This window comes from Xanthocytophaga agilis (assembly GCF_030068605.1).
Lineage (GTDB): Bacteria > Bacteroidota > Bacteroidia > Cytophagales > 172606-1 > Xanthocytophaga > Xanthocytophaga agilis.
This window is the reverse complement of sequence record NZ_JASJOU010000022.1, coordinates 1-16,970: the sequence shown is the minus strand read 5'-3', so window position 1 is coordinate 16,970 and position 16,970 is coordinate 1. Positions and strand designations below refer to the sequence as shown.

15 protein-coding genes, 3 tRNA genes and 1 pseudogene are annotated in these 16,970 nt (G+C 39.4%); 3 read left to right on the top strand and 16 right to left on the bottom strand.

Features of this window, described 5'->3' with window-relative positions:
- Positions 1–98 precede the first annotated feature (98 nt).
- Complete coding sequence (locus tag QNI22_RS37010; protein ID WP_314519255.1) at positions 99–956, top strand: endonuclease/exonuclease/phosphatase family protein; 858 nt, start codon at positions 99–101, stop codon at positions 954–956.
- Between the two features lie 119 nt (positions 957–1,075).
- On the opposite strand, the gene QNI22_RS37005 is transcribed toward QNI22_RS37010, so the two are convergent.
- The 6 genes from QNI22_RS37005 to QNI22_RS36980 form a co-directional block, all read right to left on the bottom strand.
- A complete protein-coding gene (locus QNI22_RS37005) occupies positions 1,076–2,305 on the bottom strand; it encodes an acyltransferase family protein (RefSeq protein ID WP_314519253.1) in 1,230 nt (409 codons plus the stop codon).
- 122 nt (positions 2,306–2,427) lie between these two features.
- The gene (locus tag QNI22_RS37000) at positions 2,428–3,180 is read right to left on the bottom strand and encodes an MBL fold metallo-hydrolase (protein WP_314519252.1); all 753 of its coding nucleotides are present in this window, start codon (positions 3,178–3,180) and stop codon (positions 2,428–2,430) included.
- 196 nt (positions 3,181–3,376) lie between these two features.
- The gene (locus tag QNI22_RS36995; RefSeq protein ID WP_314519251.1) at positions 3,377–4,048 is read right to left on the bottom strand and encodes a hypothetical protein; all 672 of its coding nucleotides are present in this window, start codon (positions 4,046–4,048) and stop codon (positions 3,377–3,379) included.
- Positions 4,049–4,626: 578 nt separating this feature from the next.
- Positions 4,627–5,148, bottom strand: coding sequence for a hypothetical protein (locus QNI22_RS36990; protein ID WP_314519250.1), 522 nt, complete (start codon positions 5,146–5,148; stop codon positions 4,627–4,629).
- 212 nt (positions 5,149–5,360) lie between these two features.
- Positions 5,361–5,723, bottom strand: a complete 363-nt coding sequence (locus QNI22_RS36985) for a hypothetical protein (protein ID WP_314519249.1) — start codon at positions 5,721–5,723, stop codon at positions 5,361–5,363.
- A gap of 341 nt (positions 5,724–6,064) precedes the next feature.
- A complete protein-coding gene (locus QNI22_RS36980; RefSeq protein ID WP_314519248.1) occupies positions 6,065–7,624 on the bottom strand; it encodes a TROVE domain-containing protein in 1,560 nt (519 codons plus the stop codon).
- 297 nt (positions 7,625–7,921) lie between these two features.
- On the opposite strand from QNI22_RS36980, the gene QNI22_RS36975 reads away from it, so the two are divergent.
- Positions 7,922–8,482 carry a hypothetical protein gene (locus tag QNI22_RS36975; protein ID WP_314519246.1) on the top strand — a complete coding sequence of 187 codons (561 nt, stop codon included), beginning with the start codon at positions 7,922–7,924 and terminating at the stop codon, positions 8,480–8,482.
- 51 nt (positions 8,483–8,533) lie between these two features.
- On the opposite strand, the gene QNI22_RS36970 is transcribed toward QNI22_RS36975, so the two are convergent.
- The 5 genes from QNI22_RS36970 to QNI22_RS36950 form a co-directional block, all read right to left on the bottom strand.
- A tRNA-Glu gene (locus QNI22_RS36970) sits at positions 8,534–8,606 on the bottom strand.
- A gap of 3 nt (positions 8,607–8,609) precedes the next feature.
- Positions 8,610–8,682 (bottom strand) — tRNA-Lys (locus QNI22_RS36965).
- A 5-nt stretch (positions 8,683–8,687) separates the two neighbouring features.
- Positions 8,688–8,760: transfer RNA gene (locus QNI22_RS36960), tRNA-Gln, on the bottom strand.
- Between the two features lie 175 nt (positions 8,761–8,935).
- A complete protein-coding gene (locus tag QNI22_RS36955; protein ID WP_314519244.1) occupies positions 8,936–10,321 on the bottom strand; it encodes a hypothetical protein in 1,386 nt (461 codons plus the stop codon).
- 9 nt (positions 10,322–10,330) lie between these two features.
- Complete coding sequence (locus QNI22_RS36950) at positions 10,331–10,792, bottom strand: hypothetical protein (RefSeq protein WP_314519243.1); 462 nt, start codon at positions 10,790–10,792, stop codon at positions 10,331–10,333.
- Between the two features lie 137 nt (positions 10,793–10,929).
- Between QNI22_RS36950 and QNI22_RS36945 the strand changes: the two genes are divergently transcribed.
- Positions 10,930–11,982, top strand: a complete 1,053-nt coding sequence (locus QNI22_RS36945) for a helix-turn-helix transcriptional regulator (RefSeq protein ID WP_314519241.1) — start codon at positions 10,930–10,932, stop codon at positions 11,980–11,982.
- Between the two features lie 86 nt (positions 11,983–12,068).
- Here the strand turns inward: QNI22_RS36945 and QNI22_RS36940 are convergent, their stop codons facing one another.
- The 5 genes and pseudogenes from QNI22_RS36940 to QNI22_RS36920 form a co-directional block, all read right to left on the bottom strand.
- Entirely contained in the window at positions 12,069–12,671 is a 603-nt protein-coding gene (locus tag QNI22_RS36940; protein WP_314519240.1) for a YceI family protein, read from the bottom strand.
- Positions 12,672–12,700: 29 nt separating this feature from the next.
- Positions 12,701–13,603 (bottom strand): DUF5777 family beta-barrel protein, encoded by a 903-nt coding sequence (locus QNI22_RS36935; protein WP_314519238.1) that lies wholly within the window; start codon positions 13,601–13,603, stop codon positions 12,701–12,703.
- A 137-nt stretch (positions 13,604–13,740) separates the two neighbouring features.
- Positions 13,741–14,244: a QcrA and Rieske domain-containing protein gene (locus tag QNI22_RS36930; protein ID WP_314519236.1), complete on the bottom strand. Its 504-nt coding sequence runs from the start codon at positions 14,242–14,244 to the stop codon at positions 13,741–13,743.
- A 63-nt stretch (positions 14,245–14,307) separates the two neighbouring features.
- Positions 14,308–15,180: a hypothetical protein gene (locus QNI22_RS36925; RefSeq protein WP_314519234.1), complete on the bottom strand. Its 873-nt coding sequence runs from the start codon at positions 15,178–15,180 to the stop codon at positions 14,308–14,310.
- 236 nt (positions 15,181–15,416) lie between these two features.
- Positions 15,417–16,970: pseudogene (locus QNI22_RS36920) on the bottom strand (hypothetical protein); the annotation flags it as partial.

Sequence of the window (16,970 nt, the reverse complement as noted above, 5' to 3'; positions counted from 1 at the left end):
ATGTCTTGCTACTGTTTTGCCTAAAACAGATTTACTTTACAACAAACTTCATAGTATAATTGCCGATCACAACCTATATTACTTTTAAGTAACCATTTATGAATTCCAGAAAACACATTACCTTATTCATTTTATTTCTCCTAATGCTGACAGGAACAGAAAATAGCTGGGCTCAGGATATGATTGTGGGAAGCTTTAATCTTCGCTTTGACAACCCAAGAGATACAGGTAATCTATGGGTAAACAGAGCCCCTGTCGTAGCTTCGCTTATCCGGTTTCATGAATTTGATATCTTTGGCACACAGGAAGGTCTGAAAAATCAACTGGATGATATTAGTAAAGCATTGCCTGAATACGAACGGTATGGTGTAGGACGCGATGATGGCAAAGAAGCTGGCGAACACTCTGCAATCTTTTTCAGAAAAGACCGTTTTACCATACTGAAAAAAGGAGACTTCTGGTTGTCTGAAACACCTGACAAACCAACTCTTGGCTGGGATGCTACCTGCTGTAAGCGTCTTTGTTCATGGGTATATCTTCAGGATAAACTGACCAAAAAGAAATTCTATTTCTTCAATGCACATTTTGATCACCAGGGTAAAATTGCCCGTGTAGAAAGCGGCAAGTTGATTCTGAAAAAAATCAAAGAAATGGCAGGTAACGAACCTACCTTATTTACTGGCGACTTAAATGGCGGACATCAAAGCGAATGGTATCTGACACTGGCCAACTCCGGTTTATTAAAAGATACTTTCAGCCAGGTAAAAGAACCTTATACCAGTGGCAATCCTTCTTTCAATTCATTTGGAAAAGGTCCGGTAGGCAATGATATCATCGATCATGTATTCGCCACCAAAGATTTTCAGGTAAGCAAGTGGGGTGTTTTGACGGACACCTATCGGGGTAAGTATCCATCTGATCATTTTCCTATTCTGGTAAAAATGAAGCTAAAATAATTTTAGGTATGTTAAAAAAGAACGACTACACTTTTAAAAAGCGTAGCCGTTCTTTTTTAATTTCATATCAACCAAATACAGCTCTAAAATTTGGGATGACTGATGGATTCATATCCATCTTATCCCGCAGAGACAGAAGCGGATTGTTTTGGTTTAAAAAACAATCGTTTAATTAACGGTTGCATAACCCGTTCCAATAAAATCGATATACCGATAGTTAGTCCCACACATACAATAAATTTAAAAACAAACGAGTAAGGTGCTGGAAGTCCAAAATCAACCTTCTGCATGAGAAATCCTACAGGCATGTGTAAAACATAAATAGCATATGAAATACTACCTGTAAAAGCCATAGCAGCAAGCATATTACCCTTTATAGGTAGCCAAAATACTATCATCGCAATAAGTAGTATTATACCTGCAGCAATCCATTCTTCTTTGAGAAGAAAATCTCCTTTTGCTATCAATATCAGACATGTCACAACGGGTATAGCAAACGCCAATCCAGTTACTATATTTTTATAGGGAACTTTACGCTGACAGGCCTCAATAAACAATAGGACACACACAGGTAAATATAGTAGATCAACAATATTCACTATTTTTAATTGTAATTTGCTTTCCAGATTCACTGCCTTTAAGAATAAGGTACCAGGAGCAAATAATCCTGTTGCAATCATTAAAAATAAAAATCCGATTACTCTCTGATTCTTTACTTTTATATGTATGTCTACCGGACAAAGCCAGGCTATATATAAGCCTATCAACCAAAATACCCAACCAACAGCATAGCTAATCAGCAGTCCGGGTACTTTAGGGTATAACCAAATACCATTACAGAAGAGAAAGACACACACAATGAGCTTTTTGAGGTTGGGCTTAAAAAATAGTATTCCTATGAATATTATATAATACAACATCTCATAGTTTAAAGTCCAGAGAACAAAATTACCATCCAATGTTTTGAACCTCCCATATTGCAAAAACAATAAATTCCCCCCAATCTTGGCGATAGTTATCTTTACTGATGCATGTATTTCAGGCACAGCTAGCAAGCTCAACCCAATTGCAATCAGATAAATGGGGTACAATCTCACCAAACGCTTTTTCATATATGTTCCAACAAAAGCTAAAGAGAAGTCAGAAACTTTATTAGTCAATCCTATCACATATCCTGATAAAATAAAAAATATCAATACACTCTGATGTCCGAAAGCGATAAATTTTAAGAATGTATCTGGGTGATAACCCAGATTGATGAAATAGTCAAAATTCATATAATGGAGATAAACAACCGACAAGGCAGCAATCCCCCTAAGCCCTTCCACATTCTTATCAAATTCTTTCATAGATAACAAACTCTATTTTGTAAGATTACAAAATTTATAAACCAGATTACGTCTTATAAAATACAATGTATATACTGATACATGGCCTGTCCAGACTTATTTATTTGTATATACTAAAACAATTAAAACTCCATCAGTTCTCCATCTGTGGGGATACGTAATTGAGAAGCAGGCACTCCATGTTTCTCAGCATAGGCTTGTAGTTCGTCACGAGTTACACTGCCATGATCCAATGCATCAAGATGGGTAGCGATAATGATACTATCAGGAGCAAATTTACAAAGGTCTATAGTCTGTTCTTTATCCATTACAATGGCAGGTGTATCATCAGAAAAACGATTGCCACCAGAGTGGGTAATGATAATCTGTGGCTTATGCGTCTGAATAATTTGTTCCAGTTTGGGGTACCAGATTGTATCTCCCATCCAATAAATAGTAGGTTCACCGGCAGCCTTTAGTATAAAGCCTGCTACATCGCCCATCCGCTGGCCAATCTCTCCTACTCCATGTTCACCGGGCGTACGTATGATCTCCAGATTACGCCAGTACAGTTGATCCTCTACTGACGTAATGCGGGTAAAGTTCATTCCAAGAATGGTATTCAAATGTGTAGGATGGCAGAACAGAGGTAATTCCTTTGGTAGAGCGAGTTGTGCAGTTTCGTCAAAATGATCCGGATGCAGGTGTGATACAAGTACCATTTCTACCCCACTCAAAATATTCTCTACTGAAACGGGTAACTCTACTGTTGGATTTGGGGATTTACCGGCAAAAGAACGCTGGCTATGTTTTGATGCAAAGTAGGGGTCAATGAGAAAGGTATTACCGCCATAGTAAAATTTAAGTGTAGCATTACGGATAAGTTGAATTTTCATGACAAAGTGAAACTAAGGGATTAGGGATGGATATAGTCAGGCTACACCTTACATAAGCAAAGGTATCACACAAAAGGTCAAAAGCTCAAAAATATCTTTCAAATATAAAAAGCTGATGATAAACGGGTAAAGCAGTAGCAGGCACTGCAAAGCCTGCAATACACAAAATGTAGAATTTAGTAAGAACACTAGAAGGTTAAGCAGCAGCTTCTTGTCCCGGACAGAAAAGCCAGACTTTGGCATCGCCAGAAAGTACCTGTAGGGTATTGGAAGATGTCAGATGTAAAGTGTTGGAAGCAGTAATCACAAATGTATCTGAGAGCCTTTGTATAGTAAGGTTGTATACAGTTTGAGGCTCAGATAAAGAGGCTTTTACCAACTCTATAACCTGTGCTTCATATATAGCCTGAGATTGTTGCTCTTCAGCCTGAAGTTGTTCAATTTTCTTCCAGGAAGTATAAGCAGACTGGATACGAACTGTTACCTGATCACGCTTGGCTTCTTTGAGGATATAGTTAGCCATATTGTCTTTGTCCTTCTTCCTATCCAACACAGCTAGATGAAGGTCAATGCGTTTGTATTGAACACGCAACTCCTTCAACTCTTTTTCTGCTTTTTTGAGTTGTTTATCTCTTTGTTTGGAGACGGATTGAGCCTCGAGTTCAGCTTTTTGTTGTTCTGCCTGAGCTAGTAACGCTGTCAGAAGGATATGTTTGGCAAGAGAAAGTTCTTCGTCTTCTTTGATCTGCTTAATGCGTTTGAACATATGATGCAGTTGCTCATTAAGACGTGCTTCATAGGATCTAAGACGATAATATTCTGATCTGAATTTACGAATGGCTGTTGAATTTGTATGGTAACGAGGCATATAAAAAGTTGATTTTTATTTATTGTTAGATCTTTGAAAGATACAAAAATCAACTTATTTACACAATTTTAGAGCTCCAGTTTATGAAGATATTTACATTTATTCAGTAATTCCTACTTACGATGTTTGCATAAAAAAATCCAATATTATCCTGTAAATTAATGCTAGTGAATAATATGCATAAACCTAGCCATAGCTACTTTGATGGCTATTAGAATTATATTTTCGCTTTAACGATAGTTATTAATAGAGTAACTTGTAAGATATTTTGATTTATGTTTACATCTGGCTTTATAAGAAAATATTTAAGCATATTCTATGTTTTATATGTTTTGAAATTCTTCTATTCTGGATTTATAATACGAGCTCAATGGCATGTGAGCCTTGCCTGGAGAATAGTGATTGTCCTCCTTGTAGAAATTGGATTCGAATAGTACGTGGAATGCTGAGCCTTATCTTATTATTGCTATATGGTATATTCGTCTATTCAAAGGCAAAAAATGATTCACATTAAGTAAATACATCTCAATAGAGACTTTTCACTTTATTGAACAAATTGTACTATATTTTCTTAATCGTTAATTATCCAAGCTTTTATTCTTCATACTTATTCGCTTATTCAATCCTTCCTCGCCTATATTTTTCCCAACAAACCCACCCAATTCACTACGAATCTCTATCTGACGAATTGATCTGTTCACTACTTTAGCCAGAACAGGCTGATTAAAACGCCATTCAAATGTTTTCATTAACTCTAGAACTACATCAGTAGGTATATCTCCTGCCAACGAAGGACCATCATAATAAACTTTCAGAAGCTGGTCTGATAAAGCAGGGATAATCGTATCTTCAACTAGCTTCTGACGTTTTCTGCGACCTGCATAAAACAATAGTCTTTTTCCTTCATTGGCTTTTAGCCATCGCATCATTACTCTGTAGGAACGATATTCCTCTATAAATATCTTTATCGCACTAAAAACAACGAATACACCCAACGTTATCAGCCAGTAGGTAGTATAAAAGTGTCCAATAACACCTCCCAGTAAACCGATACCAAGTCCTGATAGGAGACACCCCTGGCGCTGAATAAATTTGAACATAACTTTAATTCCATTTTGTCCCCCTCCCCGGATTCGAACCGGGATTTCCTTTTACAGGACAGTCGGGCTGTGAACGCGCTTCCCTACTCCACTCTTCGTTTTTCGGTGCACTGCAAACTCTGTCCATTTTAACGCGTAGTCAAAACGGCATATTCCCAACACTCCACGGTTTCGGTTTACCGTAGCTCTGCCTTTTGAGCTAGAGGAGGATGTTAGTAATCTATAGTATATACTGCATTTTTCTCAAATATGATGGCATGAGGCATCCAGCAATCTGAATATTCACTAGCCACTTCATGTTTTTGCATACAAATACGGTTGGGACCATAACAACCCGATACACCACAACATCCTTGTAATCGTTCCGGATCTGAATGCCTCATTGTATTAATCAGATCATCTATATGAATTACAACTCTGCCTCCCGTATTAGCAAAACACTTACCATCACTAATCCAGTAATATCCCTGTGGCAAAAAAGGCCTATCATCCTCTTCATTAGTTAGGGAGGCATAAGGCAAATAACGTAAATCAGGAGTTAATGCTGTATGACAGGCTTTGCAATAGACTTTCATCTGATTTACCAATTTTAAAGGATCAAAAACAAGGGCAACAAGCGAAAAGAGAACATATGTGCTCTACCTCTGAGCTATCCTGCCTAAGCAGGAGCAGGATTCGAACCTGCGACCACATCGTCCCAAACGAAGTAACTCTTTTCTACGGCACCTGGAATTTATAAGTCAGTTTAGTGCTGACTAGTTGTGTTATAACAGAGCGACAGGCAATAAGAGAGGTTTTAATTAGAAAGAAATTAAATCGGGTTTAAAGGTTTATACAATAAGCAGCGAAGTATCCCTTATCTACGGCATCTGTTATTTCTTTGAAACCCTTCTGGCCTGCAAAAGGCCAGAGGGTTCTATATCTCAATTTTATCAATGACGGACAATACACTTTCCTTTTCTTCCATAGCAACCATCATATCGAAAATCTTCTCACTCCACCCAGCCACAGTCATCACGCCATCTTCGAAAAGAGTATTACCATATCCTTTCAGATCCACACTATAAGTCACCACTTTCGGATTCAGTTTTTTGTATTCGTTAAATAACTTTCCAAAGTCGTTCCCTACCCGTCGTTTATGATCAAACCAGTTGCATCGGGCTCCAATCTGGCAGTCGGAGAAGATTACAATACGATCTACCATAATTTTCTCATGTATCATTTTTTCTATCATGTTAAAGATTCCCTGCTCTGTGCTGGGTCCACATGTACGGGCAGCATTGTTGATACTCTCAAAGTTTTCGAATACAGAAGCGTTTCGCTTTAATTCCGGAAAAACCAGCTTGTCACCAAACAATCCAATCTCTGTATCTTCAGACTGAGCCCAGTACAAGACAGCAAACAGATTGGCGATATCGGCGGTTGTTCTACGACTCATTGCTGAAACAACTGACTTTCCTCCCATATCCCCAAACATACTTCCGGAATTGTCTGACAGGATCAGAGTTTTTCCTTTGGATACAGGAATGTTGTTACACGAGTACCGTACAGCTTTTTCAAGAGCATCCTGAGTAGCTTTGATCTTTGCTTTATTTGTATCATTAGCTACAGCTTCAATCTCTGTATAAGCTGACAAGAACCTGAATGGTAGCTGTTTAGAGCGTTTTACTTTGTCTTCACTGGCGATCTGTTTTAGTGCTTCTGTCAACGCATGATCTGTTCCCTGAGTAAGAATGTTTCGCAGGTTACGCAACAATGCCATGTAACCCAGCTTTCCACTCAATACCAGTTCTTCCCACTTCAACGCTTTTGCTTGTTGTTTTTCCTTTTCGCTGGCAAATGACTGTTGTCCTAACTGAGATAATTCAGTTTCCCAGGTATAAGGAACAGGCAGTGTATCACTGGCAATCTGTGTGAAGATCTCCTGTTGGGCATCATCCTTAGGCATAGGATGCACCAGAAACAATGCATCTCTCAACCGAACGGCTGTCTCACGGTTGTATTTAGCGAACTGGTAAGCATCAAACGTATTAAAGCTCTTTGCCAACCCTTTCTGAATCTGCTTTGAAAGCTTGCCTAGCTTTTTAGCTTCTTTGCGTTCATTGGTCAACTGGTAATAGGCCAGCAACTCCATGATTTCATCCGGACGCTGTACCACACGTTCAACCGTTCTGCTGACTAAACTATCTCCCTGATGTACCTTCACCAGTTCACCCAGTAATACTACAGGCATTAACCGTAAATACATTTGTTCACGAACATATACAGCCAATTTTGCCACAAACAATGGATCAACCTTTGGAATCAATACTTTGATTCGCTCCAGTCGGGCATCTGCTTTCTCGTAATAGGAATCCTGTAGCATAGCACTCACTACTGTAGTATATAGCTCCATCTCAGCCTGTAGCGTATAGGCTTTGCCACCCATGTAGTTGACTGTTGGTTGTGTAGTATTGCCGGTTGGTGTAAATTTCATAGCTGTAAACAGTAGATAGTCTTCGTTGTTGTATTGATAGCACAAAGTTGAAACACCAGTACGCAATCTTTTTGCGTAGCAGATATTTTTTTTCAAATTATTACATACTTTATCTCTCTGACATTGATTCAATAGTAGGTAAGTCAGGAAAAAATAATAATCTTACTACCTGGAGATACTACTCTCTTTAAAATGGCATATTTATTGCCTATCACTTTTATACATATTATTTGTTTCACGCTCTTTACAACTATCCACTAAGTTGGTATAGATAAAGAGTTCAACACCACACACACTATGTACACTTTCACAAAGTCTTTTTTGGGATTTATCGCACTTTTATGTATGGGTTTGGTTGGCTGTAAAGGGCCAGAAGGACCTGCTGGCCCCCAAGGTGCTCCAGGTCCACTAGCACTTGCCTATGAGGTTGAATTTGATTTGACATCTAGCAATGACTATGGCATCTATTATACCTTTCCAACCCAGGATAATATACAGCCTTCGGATGTTGCCTTAACCTATATTCTCACTGGACAAGATAACGGAGTGGATATCTGGAAGTTAATGCCCGCTGGTGACCCATTTGTAGAAGATGCATTTATTGATTTTGACTTTACATATCAGGATGTATTTATTTATGCTTATACAGTGGGGCAGAATTTGCCTAGTGCTATGAACGACCGGGTAGCCCGTATTGTAGTAATTCCTGCTGATTTTTCACCTAATGCCCGTAAGGCATTAAATATTGATTACAATGATTACAACCAGGTAAAGAAAGCATTTAACCTGTCAGATGCCTCAGTTAAGAAATTGACTCCTGTAGCAAAAACAAAGTACGAAGGACCCATTATTTTCTAATATCATTGATTAGAGAGCTAACCACTACCGTTAGCTCTCTAAAACAATAAGCAACGAGAGCAGGATTTGAACCTGCGTCGATCCGGATTGAGAGCCAGACGTTCTGCCGCTGAACTATCTCGTTTGATTCTGAAGACAGGACTCGAACCTGTGTCTAACCGGTTAAGAGCCGGAAGCTCTACCACTGAACTACATTCAGAATCTGAATCGGGAGCAGGACTTGAACCTGCGTCCGGTCGGTCCAGAGCCGACTGCTCTACCCCTGAGCCTATCCCGATTGGTTTTCACTATACATGAAAGAGTAACAAGCAATAATGGAAGCGGGGCATTGCATAGCCGGAGTCGAACCGGACGATTTTGCTGCACAAGTCAACTATATCGTTCCTCCCCAAGGGTAGCTGCGAAGTATCCATCGTTTACGACATCTTTCAAGACCTTTATACTTTCTATTGATTAACCTGCTTCAATTTCCACTTTTTTCAACCCCTTTCCTGAGAAATAGCCATGCTTTCTCAATATAGAGGCTAAAAATGGGCTTCCTACACTCACGCCATGTACCAGTTCAGGTGTTGGGCGAAAAGCAACCACTCCATGAGGTCGGGGAGCAATCCAGCCTGATTGCTCAGCATCCAATCCTGCATTGTGACAAGCCTCTTTTACTAGTGATCGTGTACAGATTTCTTTTTCACGAAACACTTCCCAGGGTAACGGAATCTTGCTCCAAACTTCTGTATTAGGATCCAGCTTCCCTCCTGCCCGATAATGCCAGGCAACTACATCAGCAGCCATCAGTCGCAGTACTTTTCCAAAACACATCTGATCCAGTATAAACTCCAACCCTAAAGCATAAATCAGATTCATCCAGGCATCGCGTGCTTTATTCCAGGCCCCAGCAGTATGATTCCAGGTAGACGAATCGTTTCCCCGTTTTACTACCATGGTGGTACGGTTAATGGTATTTTCTTCCCATAGTTGAGCCAGAAACTCTGCAATTTCCTGCAAGACGCTAGTCCATTGCCCCAACAGTTCCCCTTTCTCTACATCCGACAGATGCGCTAATACCTTGGGGTCCGGATATACATAGGAAATTGCTTTGTAATTAGGTGTATTGACAATAGCCGATACATCTTTTCGAAAAATATGATTCCGTAAAATCTGATGTACAGACTGTTCCCGAGTGCACTTTTTATATAGCATATCTGCAATCTCATCATAGGGACGTTGTTGTCCTGAAATCGTAAATTCGCTACGTAGATTACATCGTGTAGTATAGTATGCAATAAAACAAGCTGTGTACTTATCCTTTATGAACTCTTCATACGATAACCGGTGTGCCAGACCATGTTTAGCCACTTGCTCATACTCTGATTTCTGAGCCATACGATTCATCTTTCTCAGCTTTTTCTCCATAAACCGCAGTCGGCGAAACAATTTGTTGTATTGTCGTTTGGAAATATCCATCCCTTCGGCCTGTCGCTGCATTTTGTTTAACCGATCATTCAGGTAATGGTTTTTACCCATATCCTTATAAATCATTGGAGAGATTTCCTGAATAAATGCCTCTACAGCAACCGGATCATCAGCATCTATAGTATTAGCATTGTTTAACCGAAATAACTCTACCGTTTTTTTTACCTGCTTTTCAGCACCTATGGGCTTAAAGAAATCCTGAGCCATGGAAGTATATGCATAGAAGTGTTTCTTCAAACTTCCCTGCGCTGCTTTTTCCAGCATACGCTTTTCATCCTGTGTCAACTCTCCTTCCAGTAAAGTAAGAATCATCTCTGCCACATCCTCAGGGCGTTTGCGTTGTTTTACTGTCTGATATAAAGCTTCCATAGTTGTAGTTCAAATCTTTTTTACTCTTTTTGCAAATTCTTTGGGTTTCCACTTCAGTAAGACAAGCCATTCTTCTATTGTTGCAGCATTAAATTTTAAGGATTTCTCCATAGTGTATAACTTGTCTTCATGTTGTGTAGTCACTTCAATTACATCTATTGAAGTTTTTACAATTCGTATATAATGATAGACAGATTCACAATCTGATACCTCTCTTCCCAATGCAACCTCACAACCAGCACAAATCCTATTTAAAGGTCCATCTTCTTTACAGCCACAACATCCATCAAAAGAAATACTTCTGTTTTTATGATACCCCATGTAAGCCTGCTTTCCATTCTTAAGGCTTATATATACATTCTCTTCATCTTCAAAATAGTTATCGTCGTTCAGAGCATTCAAGTCGTCAACCTGATTTACCAGAAAGTCAGATATTTTTCTAGTACAATTTTTACAAATGAGGTAAACCATAAACAGTACCTGTACTAAATCTTACATTCAATCAACGATACAAAGTTGGGCTGCCAATGCGCAGTCTTTTTGCGTAGTAAAAACTTTTTTCTATTTTTTGAAAACTTTTCTCAAAACACTCAATATATAATCCTTTTATGCCTATCAATCGCAATGCATTGATCCGTTATCAGACTATAGATACCTGTTTGCGCAATCGTCACCGTAAATGGACACTGGAGGATTTGATTGAGGCGTGCTCAGATATGTTGTATGAATATGAAGGCATTGACAAAGGAGTAAGCCGTCGTACCGTACAGATGGATATTCAAATGATGCGGAGTGAGAAACTGGGCTACAATGCACCCATTATAGTGCTTGATAAAAAGTATTATACCTATGAAGACCCCACCTACTCCATTACCAACATTCCGCTGACGGATGGAGATTTGCATACATTAAAGGAAGTGACAGAGATTCTGAAGCAGTTCAAAGGCTTTGATCATTTTCGGGAGTTGAGTGGCATGGTACAACGCCTGGAAGACAAAATACGTACAGCTAAGACTCAGAGAGGTGCCATTATTGATTTTGAGAAAAATGACAATCTCAAAGGGCTGGAATATATTGAAGTGATTTATCAGGCTATTTTGCAAAAACAATGTTTGAGTATTACCTATCAATCGTTTAAAGCCAAGTCTGCTCAAACATTTATCTTTCATGCCTATCTGTTGAAGGAGTATCGAAACCGCTGGTTTGTGCTGGGAATACGACACAAAGCCAGATTCGAAACACTGCTGGCATTGGATCGTATTCTTGAAATCAAGCCCAGTGAGGAATGGTATTGCGATAACGAAACATTGGATATTGAGAATTACTTTCGGGATATTGTTGGAGTAACTATTATGCAAGGCCAACCTACCGAAAGAATCCTGCTTTTACTCAACAATTATAGTGCACCCTATGTGTTAACTAAGCCCATTCATCATAGTCAGCAGATAGTGGAAACACGCGAAGATGGAGTTGTGATATCTCTGGATGTGCAGATCAATTATGAAATGGAACGGGAAATTCTTGGCTTTGGAGAAACTGTGAAAGTACTAGCCCCACAAAGACTTCAAAACCGTATTCAACAAAAGATTCAGTACATGGCAGCGATCTATCAGTCGTCTGAAACTATAACCGAATCTTCAGAAGCTGAATCTACAGAGTAACGGAAGAACAAACTCCCGTTACTCCAATCCCGAGGCTATAGTAATAGGAACATGTGGAAATCCTAACACACTGTTGAAACAAAATACTATTGTGCTTTTTTCTCATACGGCACATAGACAAAATGTGTGGTGACCGCGATCTTTTCAGCAATCTTGGCAAACACCACTTCCGGAACCTTGATTTTATGATCGACCAGTAAGACATCAAAAGCTGCATCTAGCAAGGCCTTTCCTGACTGTACAGTCAGCTTTCCTTTGATAGTCTGGTCTCTTTCCACCCCATGAATATTTAATTTACCAGTTGCAGACACATCATAAGTACCTGGCTTAGTAAAATCAATTGCCTCATTGATTTTACCTTTAAAAATAGCATAGGGATATTTATCACTTTCCATGTAATTCTCGTTAAAATGCTCCTGCATCAAACTTTTGGGAAATACAAATGATTTGACAGGCACTTTCACAGCAATTTCTTTTGTTACCCCATTCAGCATGGACTGACTGGCTTTGTTGACTGCTTCGATATCTTCCAGAGGTGTACTCGAAAAGAACTTAACCTCTGAAGAAGAGGATGTATAAAGATTTTGAGCCTGTGTGAGTACAGATGCTCCAATACAAAACAATACTGTCCATAAGAAAGATGGCTTATATAGCCATAAAACACGGAGGCTAACAGATTGGTACATCATATGTTTCGTAGGTTGTAAAATGGAAGTTGTTATTTAGTAGAACGTCGGGCGTTTTTATTGAAAGAAAAAGTACGGGAAACATTAAATCCATAATGAATATCACCCTTTCCCCACTGTCCGGTTGTTTCCCCAATGAATTGCTTTTCAATCATGCCCAACGAGTTGGTAAAGTGTACAGAAAAAACGTGTCCACCTGTTTCAATATCAAAACCCAGCGCCAGTGAGTTATGGAACTGCGGATCTAACTGATCGGGCAATACATAATAGTAATCGGCATTGAACGATACCCGTTTGCTGAGTTTATACCGACCTCCCAAACCTAAGGCCCAAACCGTATTCTTCTCACCTACATTTTCCACTCTGTTTCGGTGCAGCAGTGTTGGGGTGAGTTGCAGGGAAAGATTTTCACTGAATTTTCGGGCAATAATCAGTTGGGTGGTATAGGCGAAACGAGAGACAAAGGACCGATCTTCCTGTGTATAGCGCAGCGTATTGACCGCACTGCTGACAAAGAAGGTCATTGTGAAAGGCATATTTCTTGTGCCTGATGACTGCCGCAAGAGCTTCACTTTTGTGAACAGGTCATAAGTTTTATCTGTATTGCTCCGTCCTACCCCTATCATCCATTGATCAGTGATACCATATTCAAAGCCCAAACGGATATAAGCCATATCCAGCCCCCACAGATTATAGGCACCGCTATTGAGCGTTCCAAACCGGTGTGAGATACGGAAATCCATATGGTTTTTTGCTACTGTTTCCACCGAATGGCCATTGATAATCCGGGTGGACTTGAAGGTTGCTGTCATATAATTGACCGTATTGCTGTCAGACTTCATCATTCCTAATAAATCATCCTGAGCCAATGCATTTTCAGGAGTCGATAGTATTGCCGAGAAGAGGAGAAGAAAAAAAATACTGTATTTTTTCATAGGTAAGCGATTGTTGTTGCCTGTTTTGTATCTGATGAATAGTATGTAGACGCTTCTACTTGCTGAAACTACTACTTACTGTACTACCTGAACGAGTGTAGAGAAGGGTAAAGCAGTAAAGCTTTACCCTTTACAGCTTAAGCAGAAACAGTGAGGATATTGGTAGTAGCATCCAAACTGGCAGCATAAAGCGTCAACCCAGCAGTTGCCGGACCATTTTCCACTGAACCAGTAGTGGAAAATTCAGACCCATGGTTGTCACAGTAAAAGTCATTCTGGTTCAACCGATAAGTAACAGTAGTTCCCTGATGGGTACACGCTTTGGAAAGGGCAACAAACCCTCCTCCTTTTACTTTTGCCACAATTACATCTCCACTATTAGGATACAGATAAGATCCTTCAGTCAGTAAGGATTTAAAGTTGTCAGTAGTAAGATCAAGTGTAAAACTGATTTTACCTGCTGAGGTTTTTGCATTGCCTGTAAAGCCGGCTACTGTATTGCCACCGCCATTATTTCCTCCGGTATTGTTATTGGGTTGAGGCGATTCGGAGGCACAGGAAGTAAGCCCTCCCAAACAATAAACAGACATCAGGGCTGCACTACTTAAACCCAGGTTTTTAAGAAATTCGGATCTTTTCATATCAATTTTAGTTTTAGAGGTTTATAATTAAATGGCATATAAATCATATATAGCTGAGAAGGATTAGTTAGGAGCTTCTACTGCATCCTTAATGGCTACAGGCCATACGCCAGGATTTGGTACACTCACCCCCTTGGTCATACCCCGTCCGGAATCCTGAGCGAAATAGTATAGTGGCCATCCTTTATAGGTCAGTTGCTTCTTCCCATCTACATCTATGGTTCCAAATAAAGATTTATCCAGGGCAGAAGGAACACTGGCTAGTGATTCAGTAAAGGCAGGCCATGTAGATTTACAACCACTGGAAGTACAACTGGTTGTATTTTTTGAGTCTGCAGTAAACGTATACAATGTACGTCCTTTACCATCTGTGAAAAACTGAGTTACGCCTGTACCTTCTGTATAGTCGCTCTTGTAGTTTTTCCCGTCCTGGCCAACCAATTGTCTATTAGCCAGCATAATGGTATAATCGGTTTTAGCGACATACCATACAGTACCCACTCCTTCGCCCTTGGTTTCTCCGGGCTGCTCCTTAATACCATTTGATGTAGGAGAATAATAGTATAGTGGCCATCCCTTATAAGTCAGTTGTTTGGCTCCACTTGCAGTTGTTATTTCTGCAAAATCAGCCAATAAAAGACCCTCTCCCAGCATCTCCTGTGTCAGGTTTGCTTTATAGTAAATTGGCCAGGCAGCCATACAATTACCAGATGCACAATGGTTTGTTCCGTCAGCATCGAGTGTAAAGAAATATAATGTATATCCTGCACTATCTACCAGATAACTTCCCAGTGTGCTACTGGTAGCCAGCTTAACCTGAGTAGTTACCTTATTGGGGCCAGGACTATCATTGTCATCACAACTTACAATCAGGCCGGCTAGTACAGCCAGAGAAAACAAAAATGCAAATGCCTTACTTTTAAATAAAGGTTTCATGGTGTTACTGAATTAATTAAGTGTTAAAACTAAAAATGGTAATCACACACGTCTGTGTGACATAATCCGGATCTAACTCTCTATAGCTATAGTTTTACACTTTAAAGCGCTACTTTAAGATTTTCTATTACTTATCTACTTTTCTATTTGAATCACCCAACTCAAAAGGCAAAGCGATAGCTGTACATCGTCGAAAACGATGAAAAACATACTTGCTCGCCAGTAAAATCAGGTGATTATTTTTGTTTAGACAGGTGGTATTTGATTGAGAAGAACACACCTGAGCTTATCAGCTTAACCTTCCCATACCCAACTCCACCCAGTGGTATCTTCAGATACGGTTCGACCTGCCAGGAGAAATGTTCTCCCATACGTTGTTCATATCCGATAGACAGGTTTCCTACAGCAAAAAAATGATTATTGGAATTGCTGATTCCCCACTCTACATCCTTGTTATAATGTCCATATTTAGTTAGGCGAAAATCATAATCCTCTCGTTTCATAAAATATGATGATGCACCTACACTCACAAACCAATTACTTCCTATTATTTTATTTTGAAATACATTATATCTGATATTGATTGGAATATCTATAATTCTACAGTCTGCATCAATTTTTTTTAAATAGTACCCTGCATTATAAAGAGAGTCCATATATCTTCCAGTAGCATGATAATCATCTTTTCCTGCACTATAAATCTTCTTAGAATAAATCCCACCCGCTGTAATGAGTAACCGATCTGTGATATTATATTCCAATATAATCCCTGCACTTGTACCAGGTTGCGTAAAATTGCGAAAACCTACTGTAGTCAGATCAGGTGCTACCACAAACCGGATTCCCAATGGGAAAGGTTTTCGTGGTACTAATGGTTTGATATCCGGTTGATTACCAACCTTACTAATAGTATCTACAGGTGGCGGTATCACAAAATTCTTTCCTTTCGCCCAGTTTACCTGAATGGATTTTCCGGTCAGAGGTATCAGATATAATCTCTCCTCTTTATTCGCCAGGTAATTAGTTGTATATAGTCGATGTATATGTGTATCTGCTTCAAATGAAGTCTCTTCTGGTTTCATGTCCATAGGTTGTCCATTTGTAGATTTCACGATCAATGTTTTCTTCTGATTTCTCTTGGTACCGCTTCCTTTTTGCTTTTCTCCTTTATTTTTGTCTCCTTTTTCAGTCAGTACGTTTTCCGGTTCTACAGATCCAGGTTGTCCATTTAAAGTAATCTCCGGCTCTTGTTGATCTGCAACCTTTCCCTTTTTAGTCTCTTCAGGAGAAAAGAAGCGGCGAAGCTTTTTATCCGCAGCAGGAATACGGGATGAATCTGATAGAGTGCTCCGATCCCTTTTGCTTATCTTCGCCGTTCTGATAGGCGCAGTCATTTCTGACTGCGGCTCCTCTTCACTGTCGTTTATTGTCTTTTCAGAAGTCTGAATGCCTTTTTTTGAACTGTTGTTTTTTCTGTTTGCGTCAATACTACTTGTATTTTTATTCTTTTCATTTTCTGTATACAGCATCTCTTTATCTTTCTGCACTTTGGTACTCTTTGCTTTCTTATCACTGTTTACAGTACCCGGTTTTTCTTTATTCACAGATAGTGTCTTATCCTTATACAAAGAAGGTGTGTTTGAGCGTTTTTCTATCTGACCTCTTTCTATCTGACCTCTTTCTATCTGACCTCTTTCTATCTGACCTCTTTCTATCTGACCTCTTTCTATCTGACCTCTTTCTATCTGACCTCTTTCTATCTGACCTCTTTCTATCTGACCTCTTTCTAT